Source organism: Asticcacaulis sp. P2_C5 (assembly GCF_056404555.1).
In genome coordinates this window covers 71,729-87,374 of the sequence record NZ_JBFUDU010000018.1, presented here as the reverse complement: position 1 = coordinate 87,374, position 15,646 = coordinate 71,729, and the positions used below count along the sequence as shown (strand labels likewise).

General features: G+C 59.5%; 17 protein-coding genes. 11 read left to right on the top strand and 6 right to left on the bottom strand.

Annotated features, from left to right (window positions below; translation table 11 throughout):
- Nucleotide 1: 1 nt before the first annotated feature.
- Genes modA through AC1DXO_RS24015 form a run of 5 tightly spaced genes read left to right on the top strand, consistent with a single transcriptional unit; the run spans nt 2 to nt 2,887 of the window.
- Complete coding sequence (gene modA, locus AC1DXO_RS24035) at nt 2–715, top strand: molybdate ABC transporter substrate-binding protein (protein WP_476980745.1); 714 nt, start codon at nt 2–4, stop codon at nt 713–715.
- Nucleotides 712–1,080, top strand: coding sequence for a VOC family protein (locus AC1DXO_RS24030; protein WP_476980744.1), 369 nt, complete (start codon nt 712–714; stop codon nt 1,078–1,080). The genes modA and AC1DXO_RS24030 overlap by 4 nt, the downstream gene beginning before the upstream one ends.
- Nucleotides 1,077–1,478 carry a cupin domain-containing protein gene (locus tag AC1DXO_RS24025; protein WP_476980743.1) on the top strand — a complete coding sequence of 134 codons (402 nt, stop codon included), beginning with the start codon at nt 1,077–1,079 and terminating at the stop codon, nt 1,476–1,478. Before AC1DXO_RS24030 ends, AC1DXO_RS24025 begins: the two co-directional genes overlap by 4 nt.
- A 16-nt stretch (nt 1,479–1,494) precedes the next feature.
- Nucleotides 1,495–2,169, top strand: a complete 675-nt coding sequence (modB, locus tag AC1DXO_RS24020; RefSeq protein ID WP_476980742.1) for a molybdate ABC transporter permease subunit — start codon at nt 1,495–1,497, stop codon at nt 2,167–2,169.
- The gene (locus AC1DXO_RS24015) at nt 2,162–2,887 is read left to right on the top strand and encodes an ATP-binding cassette domain-containing protein (protein ID WP_476980741.1); all 726 of its coding nucleotides are present in this window, start codon (nt 2,162–2,164) and stop codon (nt 2,885–2,887) included. The genes modB and AC1DXO_RS24015 overlap by 8 nt, the downstream gene beginning before the upstream one ends.
- 120 nt (nt 2,888–3,007) lie before the next feature.
- Here the strand turns inward: AC1DXO_RS24015 and AC1DXO_RS24010 are convergent, their stop codons facing one another.
- Nucleotides 3,008–4,648 carry a PQQ-dependent sugar dehydrogenase gene (locus tag AC1DXO_RS24010; protein WP_476980740.1) on the bottom strand — a complete coding sequence of 547 codons (1,641 nt, stop codon included), beginning with the start codon at nt 4,646–4,648 and terminating at the stop codon, nt 3,008–3,010.
- Entirely contained in the window at nt 4,645–5,319 is a 675-nt protein-coding gene (locus tag AC1DXO_RS24005; RefSeq protein WP_476980739.1) for a peptidoglycan DD-metalloendopeptidase family protein, read from the bottom strand. Before AC1DXO_RS24005 ends, AC1DXO_RS24010 begins: the two co-directional genes overlap by 4 nt.
- A 324-nt stretch (nt 5,320–5,643) precedes the next feature.
- Between AC1DXO_RS24005 and AC1DXO_RS24000 the strand changes: the two genes are divergently transcribed.
- Nucleotides 5,644–6,411, top strand: a complete 768-nt coding sequence (locus AC1DXO_RS24000; RefSeq protein ID WP_476980738.1) for a pseudouridine synthase — start codon at nt 5,644–5,646, stop codon at nt 6,409–6,411.
- Nucleotides 6,412–6,716: 305 nt separating this feature from the next.
- Here the strand turns inward: AC1DXO_RS24000 and AC1DXO_RS23995 are convergent, their stop codons facing one another.
- Nucleotides 6,717–7,313, bottom strand: coding sequence for an alpha-ketoglutarate-dependent dioxygenase AlkB (locus tag AC1DXO_RS23995; RefSeq protein WP_476980737.1), 597 nt, complete (start codon nt 7,311–7,313; stop codon nt 6,717–6,719).
- 53 nt (nt 7,314–7,366) lie between these two features.
- Here AC1DXO_RS23995 and AC1DXO_RS23990 point away from each other — a divergent pair, with 53 nt between their 5' ends.
- From AC1DXO_RS23990 to AC1DXO_RS23980, 3 genes are all read left to right on the top strand, one after another.
- On the top strand, nt 7,367–7,894 hold the full coding sequence (locus AC1DXO_RS23990) for a DUF1697 domain-containing protein (protein WP_476980736.1): 528 nt from the start codon (nt 7,367–7,369) through the stop codon (nt 7,892–7,894).
- 45 nt (nt 7,895–7,939) lie between these two features.
- Nucleotides 7,940–8,482, top strand: a complete 543-nt coding sequence (locus AC1DXO_RS23985) for an NADPH-dependent FMN reductase (protein WP_476980735.1) — start codon at nt 7,940–7,942, stop codon at nt 8,480–8,482.
- A 146-nt stretch (nt 8,483–8,628) separates the two neighbouring features.
- Nucleotides 8,629–9,780, top strand: coding sequence for a glycoside hydrolase family 5 protein (locus AC1DXO_RS23980; RefSeq protein ID WP_476980734.1), 1,152 nt, complete (start codon nt 8,629–8,631; stop codon nt 9,778–9,780).
- 82 nt (nt 9,781–9,862) lie between these two features.
- Here AC1DXO_RS23980 and AC1DXO_RS23975 read toward each other — a convergent pair whose 3' ends face one another.
- Nucleotides 9,863–10,723 carry a hypothetical protein gene (locus AC1DXO_RS23975; RefSeq protein WP_476980733.1) on the bottom strand — a complete coding sequence of 287 codons (861 nt, stop codon included), beginning with the start codon at nt 10,721–10,723 and terminating at the stop codon, nt 9,863–9,865.
- On the bottom strand, nt 10,720–11,856 hold the full coding sequence (locus AC1DXO_RS23970; protein WP_476980732.1) for a hypothetical protein: 1,137 nt from the start codon (nt 11,854–11,856) through the stop codon (nt 10,720–10,722). Before AC1DXO_RS23970 ends, AC1DXO_RS23975 begins: the two co-directional genes overlap by 4 nt.
- 348 nt (nt 11,857–12,204) lie before the next feature.
- Here AC1DXO_RS23970 and AC1DXO_RS23965 point away from each other — a divergent pair, with 348 nt between their 5' ends.
- Nucleotides 12,205–13,023: an NIPSNAP family protein gene (locus AC1DXO_RS23965; RefSeq protein WP_476980731.1), complete on the top strand. Its 819-nt coding sequence runs from the start codon at nt 12,205–12,207 to the stop codon at nt 13,021–13,023.
- A 171-nt stretch (nt 13,024–13,194) separates the two neighbouring features.
- Here the strand turns inward: AC1DXO_RS23965 and AC1DXO_RS23960 are convergent, their stop codons facing one another.
- The gene (locus AC1DXO_RS23960) at nt 13,195–13,998 is read right to left on the bottom strand and encodes a hypothetical protein (RefSeq protein WP_476980730.1); all 804 of its coding nucleotides are present in this window, start codon (nt 13,996–13,998) and stop codon (nt 13,195–13,197) included.
- A 141-nt stretch (nt 13,999–14,139) separates the two neighbouring features.
- Between AC1DXO_RS23960 and pdxR the strand changes: the two genes are divergently transcribed.
- Nucleotides 14,140–15,606, top strand: coding sequence for a MocR-like pyridoxine biosynthesis transcription factor PdxR (gene pdxR / locus AC1DXO_RS23955; protein WP_476980729.1), 1,467 nt, complete (start codon nt 14,140–14,142; stop codon nt 15,604–15,606).
- Nucleotides 15,607–15,646 lie beyond the last annotated feature (40 nt).

Genomic DNA, 15,646 nt, shown 5'->3' with positions numbered 1-15,646 from the left:
CATGGCTGCCCTGCTCCCGTTCACAGCCCAGGCTGCGGACGTCCAGGTGGCGGTCGCCGCCAACTTTACCGACGCCGCCAAGGAGATCGCCACGGCCTTCGAAAAGAAGACCGGCAACAAGGTGGTGATGAGCTTCGGCCCGTCCGGCAACTTCTTCAGCCAGATCGAACAGGGCGCGCCGTTCGAGGTCTTCCTCAGCGCCGATGCCGAGCGCCCGGCCAGGCTGGAAGCCGACGGTTACGGCGTTGTGGGTACGCGCTTCGTCTATGCCTACGGCACCCTGGTCCTGTGGAGCGCCACGCCGGGCTTTGTCGACAAGAAGGGGAATGTCCTGGCCAAGGGCGAGTTCGAACATCTGTCCATCGCCGATCCGGCGGCGGCGCCCTATGGCGTTGCGGCCGTCGAAACCCTGAAAAAGATGGGTCTGTACGACAAGTTGACCCCCAAGATCGTCAAGGGGGCTTCGATCGCCCAGGCCTATACGTTTGTTAATACGGGGTCGGCCGAGCTGGGCTTCATCGCCCTGTCGCAGGTCTTCAAATTCCCACGCGGTTCGGTGTGGTATGTGCCCAAGGACTATTATACACCTATCGATCAGCAGGCCGTTCTGCTCAATCCGGGCAAGGACGCCCCGGCCGCCCGGGCTTATCTCGATTTCCTGAAAAGCCCGCAAGGCGTGAAGATCATCCAGTCCTACGGATACGACGTCAAATGATCGACCATATGAGTGTGCGCGTCAGCGATTACGAACGCAGCAAGGCGTTTTACAACGCCGCCTTTGCCCCGCTGGGCTTCAGGCTGTTGATGGAACATGTCTCCGGCGCCGGTTTCGGCACCAGCGGCGTGCCGATGTTCTGGATCAATGGCGGCACACCGACTCCGGGCGTCCATATCGCCTTCCAAAGCGCCGATCGCGCCGGGGTCGACGCGTTCTACGCCGCGGCCATGGCGGCGGGTGGTCACGACAATGGCCCTCCCGGTGTGCGTGCCCACTACCACCCCAACTATTACGGCGCCTTCGTGCTCGATCCCGACGGCTACAATATCGAAGCCGTCTGTCATAAGCCGGAGGCGGCATGAGCGAGGCACGTCAACGCGTCCTGTATGTGCCCGCGGGACGTGGCCGCCACTACGATATGGGCGGCATGCAGGCGGACTTCCTCGCCGACAGCGAGGAGACGGCGGACACCTATTCGATTTCGGAATGGTGGCTGGATGCCGGACAGGCCGGCCCCGGCCCGCACAGCCACGACGCCAATGACGACATCTTCTACGTCCTGGAAGGCACCATGACCTTCCTGGCCGGAGACGAGACGATTCACGCCGAAAAAGGCGCCTTTCTGCGCATTCCGCCAGGTGTGATCCATGATTTTTCCAACACGTCACAGGCCCGCGCCGGCGTGCTGAACATCTATATCCCCGGCGGGTTTGAGCCCGACATGACGGCGATCGTCGACTGGTTCAGGACGCAGGGCTGATGGACGAGCCAAAATAATGGAAGGTATAGGCGACGCAATTGTGGTGACGATTAACCTGGCGGCGGTGACGACGCTGTGCCTTATCGTGATCGCGACGCCGATTGCCTGGTGGCTTTCGCGGCGGACGGGCCTGGTCCGCGATATCGTCACCGCCGTCGTCGCTCTGCCCATCGTCCTGCCGCCGACCGTGCTGGGCTTTTACCTTCTGGTCGCCATGGGGCCGAAAAGCCCGCTGATGGCGCTGCTGCATCCGTTCGGCGTGCGCACGCTCAATTTCAGCTTTGCCGGCCTGGTCATCGGATCGGTCATCTATTCCCTGCCCTTTGCCGTGCAGCCGATCCGCAACGCCTTCGAAGCCATTGGCAAGCGGCCGTTCGAAGTGGCGGCGTCTTTACGCGCGTCACCATGGGACAGTTTCTGGAGCGTCGCCATCCCCCAGGCGCGCAAGGGTTTCCTGACCGCCATCCTTTTGGTCTTCGCCCATACGGTAGGCGAATTCGGCGTGGTGCTGATGATCGGCGGCGCCATACCGGGCAAGACCGAAGTGGTGTCGATCCGCATCTACCAAATGGTCGAACAACTGAATTGGCAGGGCGCCCATATCCTGGCCGGTGGGCTGATGGCCTTTGCCTTTGCGGTCCTGCTCAGCCTGCTGGTCATCGAACGGCGGATCGGACAGGCCCATGACTGAGAGGCTCGATATCGCGCTGAACGGGTCGGTCGGCGACTTTGTGCTCGATGCCGGCTTTAACGTGCCGGCGACCGGGATTACCGCGGTGTGGGGACCGTCCGGATCGGGCAAGACCACCTTGCTGCGCGCCATAGCCGGCCTGACCCGGTTCGATGGCCATGTCCGCATCGGCGACAGCGTGTGGCAGGACGGCAGGCGCTTCGTACCCGTGCATCAACGCCGGCTTGGTTATGTTTTCCAGGAGCCGTCCTTGCTGAGCCATCTCAGCGTCCAGGGCAATCTCGACTATGCCCGCTATCGCAATGGCGGCGCTGCGGTCGACTTCGACGAGATCGTGCGCCTTACGGGCATCGATGCGTTGCTGGGCCGGGGCGTTGCGCGGCTGTCGGGCGGTGAACGCCAGCGCGTGGCCATCGCCCGAACGCTGTTGGGCGCCCCCGACCTGCTGCTGATGGACGAGCCTTTGTCGAGCCTCGATTCCGATGCCAAGGCCGGGATTATTCCGCTTATCGCCGATATCGGCAAGCGCCTGCCGATCCTCTATGTCAGTCATGACGCCTATGAGATCGAACGCCTGGCCGATCGGGTATTGCGGATGAACAAGGGACGGATCATCGACGTGCCGGAGACTAGCTTCGCGGCCCAGGTCGAGGCCCTGAGCGAGGCGGAATTGAAGGCACTGGCTGCGGCAGCCTTAAAGGCCGGCATCCGGGTGTAGCCAGACTCGCGCAATTCAGCGCACCGACGTCGTCTACAGTGGAATTTTTCGGCACGAAAAATTCCACTGTAGACGACGTGTATACACACTTAAGCACTACAGAAAACCACTCCCATATCCTCACTCAGCTGAAATCCGCCAGATCTTGTCGCCAGCATCGTCGCTGACATACAAAGCCCCATCAGGACCGACAGCGATCGCCACCGGACGGCCCGACACCCGCTTATCGTCGATAACGAAACCGGTCATGAAATCCTCATAACCCCCGACCGGCTTGCCATCCTCGAACCGAACCCGCACGACCTTGGAGCCCGTCCGCACGCTGCGGTTCCACGATCCATGCAGGGCGATAAAAGCATTGCCGGTATAGTCGGCCGGGAAAGGTTTGGCCGCGCCCGCCGGCGGGACGTAAAAGGTAAAGCCCAAGGGCGCCGAATGCGACACGAACCAGATATCCGGCACCGTTATCCGGTCTTCCAGATCGTTGCGCACGCCCGCCTGACGCGGGTCGGCATGGTCACCGAGATAATACCACGGCCAGCCGAAAAACTGCCCCTGCCCCACCCGGGTAAAATAGTCCGGCACCAGGTTATCACCCAGACCGTCGCGTTCATTGACCGAGCAATAGAGGTCTTCGCTGCCCGGCCGGAAACCCAGACCGACACAGTTGCGCAGGCCCGTAGCATAGACCTGGCGGTTCTTGCCATCGGGCGTAAAACGCAGGACCAGGGCCCGGCCATCCTCACCGCCCCAGCTTTCGCCCAGGGCGCGCCCTGCCACAAACCCCGCCGGCGCCTTGCCCATGCCTTCGGCGACATTGCTGGCCGAGCCGATTGAAATGTACATATATTGGCCGTCGGGCGAAAAGACGAGGTTGCGCGTATTGTGCCCGCCGGTGCTGCTCAGGTCATCGACAACGGTTTCGGCGGGACCGCCAGCGATGGGAATACGCACCACCGAACCGACATTGGCGACGTAGAGATATTTGGAGTCTTTCGCCGGATAAAAATCGATACCGAAAGGACGGTTCAGGCCGGTGGCAAAGGTTTGCGCTGTCGTCGCCAGTTGGCCACCCTGGTTACGATAGACCAGGATCCTGCCGGCACCGGACAAGACGACATAGAGGTCGCCATTGGGCGCCGTGCGCACCAGGCGCGGCCCGTCCAGATGGTCGGCAAACAGAGAAACCGTAAAGCCCGCCGGGACCTTCGGCATCACGCCCGTATCCGCCGCGACAACGGAGGGATTGTTACCGGCCGAGTTGGTGGCAAAGGGCTTGGGCAGGTCGGCGACGGTCACCTCGTGACGGACACCCGGCGCATCCTGGCGCCAGTCGAAGGTGTCGGCGCCCGAAGTGGTGCTCTGCGCGGTTGCCTTTGCCCCGCTCAGGCTCATCAAATAGGCGACGACGTTTTTGCGATCGCCCGCATCGGCAATGGCGACCGGCATGCGCGTGCCGGGCATGGCGGCTTGCGGATCGGCCAGGAAAGCATTGAGCGCCGCCGCATCCCAGGTCTTGCCGGCGGCATTGGCGTCTTTCAGCGGTTGGGAATAGTCATAGTCGGCGACACCGCCGACCTTGCGATGGGCGACGCCGAACAGGGCCGGCCCCTCAAAGGCCTGGGCCTGCGGGCTCGCGTCGTGGCACAGGGCGCAATTGTTATCGAAATAGGCCTTGCCCGCGGCCACATCCTGGGCCCGCGAACAGGCCGGCAGCGTAAGGGCCATGACCAGGCAGGCAAGAACGAAGCGCAACGTCATGATGTCAATCCCAATAGGGGCCCCGGGTCGGGGCATATCCGTTTCCAGTAGGCACGCTCACTCAGCTTGAAGACGCCGGGATAGTCACCCGCCTTGTCCATCATATCCAGTATGACCTGGAAATGCAGATGGGGCGTCCAGCCGCCATTGACCTGGACGCCGCCCAGGGCCGCGATCCGGTCACCGGCCTTGAACGCCTTACCTGCATGCAATCCGTCGAGGCTGTCGCGGCTGAGATGGCCATACAGCGTGTAAAAAACCAATTCGCCGACTGTGTGTCCCAGGATGATGGTCGGCCCATAATCCTTGGGGTTGGCGTTGTCCTGGAAGCTATGGACGCGGCCATCCAGCGGCGCATACACCAGCGTTCCGGCCGCCGCGAAAATGTCGACACCGAGGTGGATTGTGCGTACTTCGCCGCCGGCCTGCGGCGTGAAAACCGGCCCATCATAGATGGCGCGGTCTTCGTCATAGCCGCCATAGGCCAGGCGGTCGCCCTTCTGGACAGTCAAGTCGGGGGGAAAGGCCACCGGCCAGTTGTTGGCAGCCAGGCCTTCGGCGTCCAGGCGCACATGGTCTATCTCCGGTCCGTGCAGGCCCTTGATCACTTCGGCGGGTGGTTCGGTGCGCGCGGCCAGCCAGGCCTGGTATCGGTCGTAGAGTTCGCTCATACGCAACACTAGCTTCCCGCGCCGAATTTGGCTATGGCCGCCCAGTGGAGATTAGGGTCGATCTTCCACTAGGTTTCCGTCGCGACGCCAGCCAATTTGTTCGCTGGCCAGGCGGAAAGGCCGCCGTGGTGCACCACACCACAAGGACTTTTCAACGCCGCCAGCGAACAAATTGGCGGCGCCCCTTCGGGGTATGGCGAAAATCGCCCATTTCAGCGTCGCAAAGCCTTGCAAGGGGACAACCCTTGCTGCAGCTATGCTCCTGGAACTGGGCGATTTTCGACTCATATCGCGACGAAATCCTAATGGAGGATCGACCCTATCATGGCGTTTAGCAAGACCTATGACGGCACGGAACCGGTGCGGATCAACAAGTGGCTGGCGCAGAGCGGCGTCTGTTCGCGACGCGAGGCCGATGCCTTGATCGAGGAAGGCTTGATCAGCCTCGACGGCGAGGTCGTCCGCGATGCCGGGCGCAAGGTCCTGCCCGGCCAGACCGTGACTCTGGATCGCGACGAGACCGCGCCGGAAGGCCGGTTGACGGTCATTTATCACAAGCCGCTCGGCATCGTGTCGGGCCAGCCTGAACCGGGCGAAACCCCGGCTGTGCGGATGATCCGCCGCGCCAATGTCTATGGCCCGGCCGATGTTTATCCGGACCAGAATTCGAAACTGGCGCCGATCGGCCGGCTGGACAAGGATTCGCGCGGTCTGCTGATCCTGTCGGAGGACGGCGTCCTGGCCAAGGCGGTCATCGGGCCGGAGTCTGAGCTGGACAAGGAATACCACGTCCGCGTCGGCGGCAAGATCATCGAGGCCAAGCTGGCCTGGTTGCGCCATGGCCTGGAACTGGACGGCCGGCAACTGCGGCCCGCTGAGGTGACGCGGACGGGTGAGCAGACCATGACCTTTGTCCTGCGCGAAGGCCGCAAACGCCAGATTCGCCGCATGTGCGACATGGTGGAACTGCGGGTTCTGGACCTGTTTCGCGATCGCATCGGGCCGTTGCAGTTGGGCGACCTGCCGGAAGGCCAGTGGCGCTTGATGACCCCCACCGAGCGCGAGGCCATGATTACGGCGTCAAAAGGATAGCTCGGGAAAGGGTCGGGAGCATAGGCGGTTCAGCCCCAGCTACATATTGTATTGGCTTTGTTTCCGGGTAGACGAGGATACTCCCTCCTCCCTGTTGCGAAGCTCTTGTGTAGCAATGGGGAGGTGGCGGCGCAGCCGACGGAGGGGTTATTTCACCGAGCTATCCAAGCCTTTGGACCATGCCAATCATGTACACCTGGAACGGCAGAAAAGCCTATCCGACATGACTACCCCTCCGTCGGCTTTGCCGACACCTCCCCACGCTTCGCACAGGGAGGAGGGAGAAAACCCGGCTAAGTTCAGAGCTATCTATCCGGCGCAGCATAACGAAATGTCAGTGACAGTCGACGCGTGCGCGGCAGGACCAGCCCGCCGACCTTATCGCTCTTGCGGCCGGGAATTCCGTGCAGCCATTTTTCACGCACCTCGCCGCGCATGGTCACCAGGCTGCGCGGACGCAGATAATAGGAACGCGTTTCATGACCAATACGCGTGAAATCCATCATCACCGCTGAGCCCAGGCTGATGATGGCGACTGACTTGATATGTTCGCTGTCGCGATCCTTGTGCGCGCCGATCCCCTGCCCCGGCTCGTATTCATTGACCAGGGCGCGGTCGGGAACGCCGTCGAAATGACCGTCGGCATGCAGACGGCGGGCGAAGACATTGAGCCATTCCGTCATGGCCTCGGGCTGATAATCGTCGGGTCGGCCCAGCACCGTATCGCCATAGGCCCAGCCATACCATTGTCTGCGACGCAGCAGTTCCAGCGACCACGGTCGCTCATCGATCCGCTTGATCAATTCGGCTTCCTCGGCCGGTGTTATGTAATCCTCGCAGTATCCCAATCCCGGCAAGGGTTTGGGGTCAAGACAGTCGAAAAGCGAGGCATTGGCGAACATGAACAAATAGTGAACATATTGCGCACCGGGACGCAAGAGGCTATTTACGCTGCATGACGACCTATGTGGCCCTTTTGTACAGCATAGTCCTGCCGAAAGGCCGGCTGATTATGGCCGACCTGAAAGACGTGGCTGCCGGCATAGGGCTTGAAAATCCGCGCACCCTGGTGGCGACGGGCAACCTGCTGTTCGAAGCCCACGGCACCACCGAAGCTGCCCTGGAGCGCGAACTGGAGAAGGCATTTGCGGCGCGGTTCGGCAAGCATGTCGATATTATCGTGCGCGACGCCGCCCGCTGGCGGAAAACCGTCGCGGCCAATCCCTTCCCCGGCGACGACACCGACAAGGTTATGGTGCGGGTCATGCGAACGCCTTTGCAGGATGATATTCTGGAAACCCTGGAGCGTTATAGGCCGGCAGACGACCAGATATGCGTGGCCGGCGGCGATCTGTGGGTCAAATTCGGCGGCAAGCCCAGCGAGTCACGGCTGCTCGGCGCCCTGACGACGAAGCGGCTGGGGATCGGCACATCGCGGATATGGAATACCGTGCGGCGGCTGGGTGAGATGCTGGACGATTGAGCGACAGCGGCGCAGGATGACGCGAATCGTTTGATGGAGATTTCTATGCGTAACATCCTGGTCCTGGTCGGCAGCCTGCGCGCGGACTCGATCAACCGCAAATTTGCCCACGCCCTGGAAAAGGTGGCGGCGGACGCATTCGTCTTTACTTATGCCGAGATGGACCTGCCGCTCTATAATGACGACCTGTGGCGCGATCCGCCGGCCAAGGTGACGCAGCTCAAGGACCAGGTGAAAACCGCCGACGGCATACTGATCATCACGCCGGAATATAACCGCTCGCTGCCGGCCGTGACCAAGAATGCCGTCGATTGGGCATCGCGGCCCTTCGGCCAAAACGCCTGGTCGGGCAAGCCGGTCGCCATCACGGGTGCGTCGACCGGCGCCATCGGAACCGCGGTCGCCCAGTCGCAACTGCGCAGCACCATGGTCATCTGCGGCGCCCATGTCATGGGTGAGCCCGAGGTCTATATCGGCTTCAAACCCGAGATGCTCAACGACGACGGCGCCTTTGCCAGCGAAGGTACGGCCAAGTTCCTGAAGGGCTTCCTCGACAGTTTCGACGCCTGGATCGGCAAGCTGGCCTGACGCGATACGGGCGCCACACACCCGTAAAAAGGTCGCCAGATATGAAATAATCTGTTGGCGGCAAGGCTCAGGCGATTATACGGTGAACAAAACGGCGCGACCGACGCTGCCAAAAACCTATAAGACGGGACATCCAATTGTTTTCCTTGAAGTCTGTTTCAGGATTGGCGGCTGTGGCCGTGCTGGCCTTATGCGGCGTGGCTCAGGCCGCGGAACCTGTCGGGGCTGCGGCCGACATGGCCTTGACGGGTGAAAACGCCCTTAGCCAGATGTCGCCTGGCTGGAACCTTGGCAACACGCTTGAGGCCATGAACAGCAATGGCGCGCCGTTCGGTGTGTCGCAGGAAACCCTGTGGGGCAATCCGGCGGCCGACCAGCAGTTGATGGACGGCGTCCGGGCAGCCGGCTTCAAGAGCATCCGCATTCCCGTGGCGTGGAACCAGTACGCTGCCCCCGACAACACGATCAAGCCGTTCTGGATGAAGCGCGTCACCGAGGTTGTCGACGCGGCGCGCAAGGCCGGGCTGTATGTGATGATCAATGTCCACTGGGACGGCGGCTGGCTGCAGCCGGTCCAGGGTAACCGGGTCATAGCCAATGCGCGGCTGGCGGCCTTCTGGACGCAGATCGCGACCAATTTCAAAGACTATGACGACCATCTGCTATTCGCCGGCACCAACGAGATCATGGTCAAGGACGTCTACAGCGCCCCGACGCCGGAAAACTGTGCGGTGCAGAACAGCTTCAACCAGACCTTCGTCAATGCCGTGCGCGCCACCGGCGGCAACAATGCGTCGCGCTGGCTGGTCGTCCAGGGCTACAACACCAATATCGACAATACCCTGTTGTGCAACACGACGCTGCCGAGTGACAGCGCCCCCAAGAAGCTGATGATGGAAGTGCACTATTACGACCCGTATGACTTCACGCTGAACACCAATGGCGCCATCTGGCAGTGGGGATCGATCGCCAAGGACGCGGCCCATACTCAGACCTGGGCCAATGAAAACTTTACTGACGGACAGTTCCAGAAGATGAAGACCAACTTCGTCGACAAGGGCGTGCCGGTGATCCTGGGCGAATATGGCGCCAGCGTGCGCACGGAATATGACGCGCCGGGCAAGTACCGCACCTATTGGGATCAGTATGTGACGTCGTCGGCCTACAAACACGGCGTGATACCGATGTACTGGGACAATGGACCGACGTCGAACCATTCGTCGGGGCTGTTCAACCGGGACTCGGGCAAACAGGCCTTTCCGGATGTGATTACGGCGATTGTCGACGCAGCGAAGTAACGGGGTGTGGGGCTGGGTGGTGAAAGACGTCAGCTTTGCAGTCTCATAAATATTGCAATTGATCATGTCACCGTAACACGGCCTAAGCCTCCTGTTGCAATCGCTGAGTCTCGACCTGCATGGCTAAATTATACAGCTTTCTATTGTGCAGATAGTGCTGGGCAAATAATTGTGCTTCATCGCGAAAGGGAACCTGGTCGATCGGATCGCCGGCCATTTCTGCCTCTAGCCAGTCAGCATGAAGACAGATTGCACCCTTTCGGTCTCCGCCGTAGACCCTTTGCTGAAATTCAAACATATGCCGTTCGACTTCGTCATAGCGGTTGCGCCAGATCAAAAAATACTGTGCGTTTTGTTCCGTAAATTTTCTCACCCAGCGTTCGGTTATGTCCAGTTCGTTATCAGGTTTGCCGATCATTACATTTCGTCGCATGAGACGAAAAGTTTCCAATGCCACAGTCTTGTTGTTATCCCACAATACCTGCATTGCCGGATTGGTGAGATAACGATCTGCATAGATGGGATGATTGAAGGACGCTTCGCGCAGGCCCGGCATTTCAAAATAAATGGCAATTTCTGACGCGGTTGATGCCTCCAGTTCGTTACGGGTCATTTTTTCTTCAAAGGCATCCGGCCCCAGTCCAGGCCAATAAGGCATTGTGCCCCCGTGAAGGAACTCGTGGTAACGATAGAGATCCGCGATAACAGGATTGCTGTAATCGTGCCGCTGCATCGAGGCGCCAAACCATGTGGGGAAATGCGAGCGTTCCAGATCGTCGTTGCTCGCCTCACAAAATAGCCGCGGCATCTTGGCAAACTGGCTTACAATATCGTGAATGTGTCCGCCCTGAGCATGAGAGTTTCGAAAGACATCTGTCTGCCATGTGTCCAGAACAAAATCATAAATCTCGTTATACGATTCCAGTATCTCTATATTTTTCAAAGCATTACTCCAGAATTCAGGACATGCCCTTTTGCGATGTTGGTGCGCACCGGCCCACTCGTGCCTATGGCTTCTGCCATACCCGGCGTTAAACATAGCCTCAGCGGGGCGGCAGGGTCGGACGACGGCCGCTTTAGATAGGTTGCGAGGTCGCTATCTATCTGGGTCGAGGGCCGCGCGGTTGCTAGGATGTAGACATCTGCAGGCACGAGCGGAATTTTGAGCCGTTCACTGGCGCGCTGTATCTGTTCAAGTTGAATGGGACGGTAGGTGCGCGGCAAACTGAAGACAGTATGTCGCTTCATCAATTCTGTTCCCAACTGAAGGGCGTGCAGGCTCTTGAACCACATGTTGCCGAACAAGCCCAAATCCTGTTCACGGCTCCACACGCCGCCGATACGGTCATAATAGACCCCGAATGGCTTTGACAGGCTGAAGACAATATTGCGAACGCAAGGTTCCGAAAGTGCAAACTTTTCGGAAGGTGCGTCGGCAATGGCGCCCACATAGGTCATGTCCATAATGACACGCGGCGTTTGGGATTTCGCCGATAATCGCTTCAGAAAGTGATTGGCTTCATGCCAGACATTGCCATCGATCGCCGATGGCTGGCTAAGAAAAAACAGTTCAGTGTCGGGCAAGCTATCCGCGATTACCTGCCACTCGCGGCGGTCATGTTCGACAAGCTCGATATGGGCGGCTTCCGCATAGGCTTTGTAACCTTCGTAATCCCCCTCGAAAACATGGACGCGCGGAATAAAATTTTCGGCGCGGGCCGTATTTCCGTAGTCATAAATCAAATGGCGCAAGGGTTCGCTCGCGCCGGCCGTCGGAAATGAGAAGGGGAATTTCTCCCGATCCAGATCGATCAGAGGCAAAGACCAAGTGTGCCAGGTGTCAAAAAATTCCTGGTGCAGTTGCTCCTGCTTGCCTGTCCATGCCTCCCGAAACTGCTCCAGGTAGGTTGCACGCGCCTGATCGCAAATGGCATCAGAAGCGGCGTTGCCCAGAATGGCTGCTTTTGCTGCCTCCGTTTCTGGAGTGACCAAGGCATATACGGTCTTTGTTGCGCCCGCATCAAGAAGTAGCTGATTGAGTTTCCGGTTGGGATTGTGTTGCGTTGTCGCGGACATCTGGTGACCCCTGCAATTAAATACGAACGGTACGATATTCAAACAGAAACGCCCAAAACCAAGGAAACACGGCGACCGCACGGATAAAGAAGCGCGTTAAACCAATAATCTAAAGGTCTACCTAACTCTACCAGATCGACGCTCCAGGAGCCTGTCCGACTGCGATTATGCAATGCATAATTTCCAGGAGACAATTATGCATTTCATAATGGACTGCACACCTTAGGTGAGACACAATAAATTCGGTGACCAGGGCCGCATGCGGCGCAGAGATTATGGTCTGGACAACTTCATTTACGGTCCAGGCCATCACAGGTCGACAAACAGGCCGAAAGACAGGTGGGAAATATGACGACCCTTGCCCAAACACGTCCCGGCTTAGTCTTTCGCCATGCCGCCTTGATCATCGCCATTGCCACCACCGCCCTTTTCGCCGCCTGCGTGGCCCGCGGCGAAGGCATCCCACCGCCTCCGCAGATCGGCCTCTACGAGTTGCGCGTCTACACGGCGGCCGACGGCAAGATGCCCGAGCTCGACGCCCGCTTCCGCGATCACACGATCGGCCTTTTCCGCAAGCACGGCATGACGCCGATCGCCTTCTTTCATCCGGAAAATCCCGACGATCACCGCCTCATCTATCTCATGGGCTACAAGGACCGCGCCGCACGTGACGCCGCGTGGACTGCTTTCGACACCGATCCGGAATGGACCAGGGCCTACACCGCCAGCCAGGCCAATGGCTCGCTCACCACCAAGGTCGAGACCCTATTCCTCGTGCCGACCGACTACTCCCCGGCCCTCGACCTCACATCCGCAACGCCGCCGCGCTATTTCGAGCTACGAACCTACACGACCAATCCAGGTAAGCTGGAAAATCTCCACACCCGCTTCCGCGACCATACGCTGGGCATCTTCAACAAGCACGGCATGACCAACATGCTCTACTGGCGCCCCACCAGCGACCAGCCGGGCATGGACAACAAGATGGTCTATCTGTTGGCCTTCCCCAACAAGGACGCGCGCAACGCTGCCTGGGCCGCCTTCGGCGCAGACGAAGAATGGAAGAAGGTCGCTGCCGACAGCCAGGTGGACGGCCCGATCCTCGTCGCCACCGCCGGCGTTGTCTCGGTTGAGATGAACCCGACGGACTACTCGCCGCTGAAGTAGCACGCTTTCCGGAAAATTTGACGCAGTTCTCGGATGGAAAAGCGCGTTAAAACAATAATCTATAAGCGCCGACTTGACTCTACCCGGTCTCCATAAACCGATCGTGGCCGCGGCTCTGGCATCCCCAGACGCCCGGTGATAGCAACGGTGGTATCCCCTCGTGCTTGGAAATCATCTATCCTCCTTGCGCGCAGCCAGCAGATCACCTACCAGCAACAAGGCTCCTGCCATACATAGGCTGATGGCGACGCCAGCCCACCGCAGCCACTCCGTTGGATGTATGAAAGCCGGAACCATCCACGTCAGCAGCGCGAATGCGGAGTACATTAACGCGCCCAGGCGCGTCGCCGGTATTGCAAGACGGTTCCCGATCAAGGCGAGGCCAACGGCGAGATGACCTACACCCGTCGCGATAGCCCAGAAAAGCTGACCGCCGGGCATCCATGCCGGCACCATGCTCGCCGTAATCTTGAACCCTATGAAGTGGGCAAGGGCGAAAATGATCGAGCAGATGCCGAATCCTATGCGCGCCACCGCTGTTGCCGCCGATCCGCCCGCGCGCATCCTAAGCAAGATCGCCCAACTGCCGATCACCACTGACGACTGTTCAGCCAGGCCCAACAGGGATTTCTGGAGGCCCTCGTGGATGAGTATCCATAAGTAGCAGGCGTCGTAGAGCAAGAAGAGAAGCAGCAGCAACATTGCCGCTGCCCGAACGGTACGGGTGATCAGCAGGCCCGCGCCCCCCAGGACAAGCAGGCCCGCCGACAAGTAGGCGAGCGGCAGCCGAAACGGCAAGTTTTGCGGCACCGGCTGCCAATAGATCGCGAAGTCTCGCTGCAAGAAACAGGCGATCCCGTACATGATCGCCGCCAATCCCAGGAGTATTATCCCTCCCTTGGTCTGACCTAGGCGCCCGAGGCGAGCAAAAAAAGCTTCATTTGATGTCACGTCGACGCTCGATGGATTTTTCATTGGAATACCCTGCTCTACCGTTACCGGTCCGTAACACTCAAAGGAAAGTTAAATGCGCCCTGAGAATTTGCGTGTGAAAACCAGCCCCTCGACATACACAAAGGTTGTGGCTCCCTTAAAGATCCATTATCGGAATTTGCTATGGAGCCACTGACACAGATTTTGACGGGTTTGGCCGATGCGCCGCGCCGACGCTTGGCCGATACGATCTACGCACGGCTACTGTCGGCGATAGTGGAAAAGAGGTTGGTGCCAGGTGTGCGGCTGCCTTCATCCCGGCAGCTGGCGAGCGACTATTCCATTTCGAGAAACACGGCGATCAACGTCTATGCCCGCCTGACCAGCGAAGGCTATATCGAATCGAAGGCCGGTAACGGCGCTTTCGTCGTCCAGGCCGAAACGCCTACCGGGCTGTCCGTCGTGCCGCAGTCCTATGATCTCGCCCTGAAACACATAAATCCCTACTGGCGCACGAGCCAGGTTTTCGATTTCGCTGCCATCAATGTCAAATTCGATTTCCTGCCAGGCCTTCCCGATGTGTCGGCGTTTCCATCACAGGCCTGGAGGAGGCTTTGCGCCCGATCCGCGCGTGAATACCGGACCGGAGCAACGACCTACGCGCAAACGCAAGGCCGTGAAGGACTGAGGCATGCCATCTCAAGGCATGTCTCGCTGTCACGCGCCGTAGCGTGCACGCCTGAAAATCTGCTCGTGACGGCCGGTACGCAACAGTCCCTGGATATTCTATGCCGGATTTTCGTGAAACCGGGTCAGACGACGGTCGCAGTCGAGAATCCGGGCTATACCTTCGCAAAGCGTGCCTTCGAGCAGGCGGGCGCCCGGATTGTCCCGATCCCCGTCGATGACGAGGGCATGATCGTCGGCATGATTCCCGTCGATATCGACCTGATCTACGTCACGCCGTCTCATCAGTTTCCGATGAGCGTGGTCATGTCTCCGCGCCGGCGTCGCGAATTGCTAAACCTCGCCGCAGAAGCTGGCGCGCTCATCCTGGAGGACGACTACCAGGCGGAGTTCCCGGTCAAAGGCAAGCCGGCCGACGCCCTGCAGTCGCTGGATCAGTCCGGCTGCGTTTTTTACCTCGGCACGTTCTCGAAATGCATGTTTCCCGAATTGAGGCTCGGATACATCGCGCCGCCCAAGTGGGCCTTTGCCTCCCTGCTCTCAGCCAAGCAATTCATGTGTCACGAAACGCCCCAGTTGGAGCAGGACGCTCTCGCCGCATTCATTTTGGAAGGTCACCTGGCCCGGTACGTTCGAAAGGTCTCTGCGATCTATGCCAAGAAGCGCGAGGTGGCTGTACGCGCCTTGTGGAAACACTGCCGTGACAGCGTCCGCCGAATCGCCAATGAGGGCGCCGTTTTCCTGACTGTCGAATTTCGAGAGCAAGTGAACTGCACCGACGTTGTCCGGCTTGGACGGGCGAACGGCCTGCGCCTGATTTCCACGAATTCGATGTGGATGGGCGAAAAACCACTGAACGGATTGGTTCTGGGCTTGGGTGGAATTTCCTCGGATGACCTCGAAAGAGGAATCGAAGCCTTGGCCCTGAATATAAGGCGTGCGCGTCTCGACCGGGCATTCTGAAAGACCGTCTCGCCGCTCGACCTTCGTCGCCTCTTGGAGC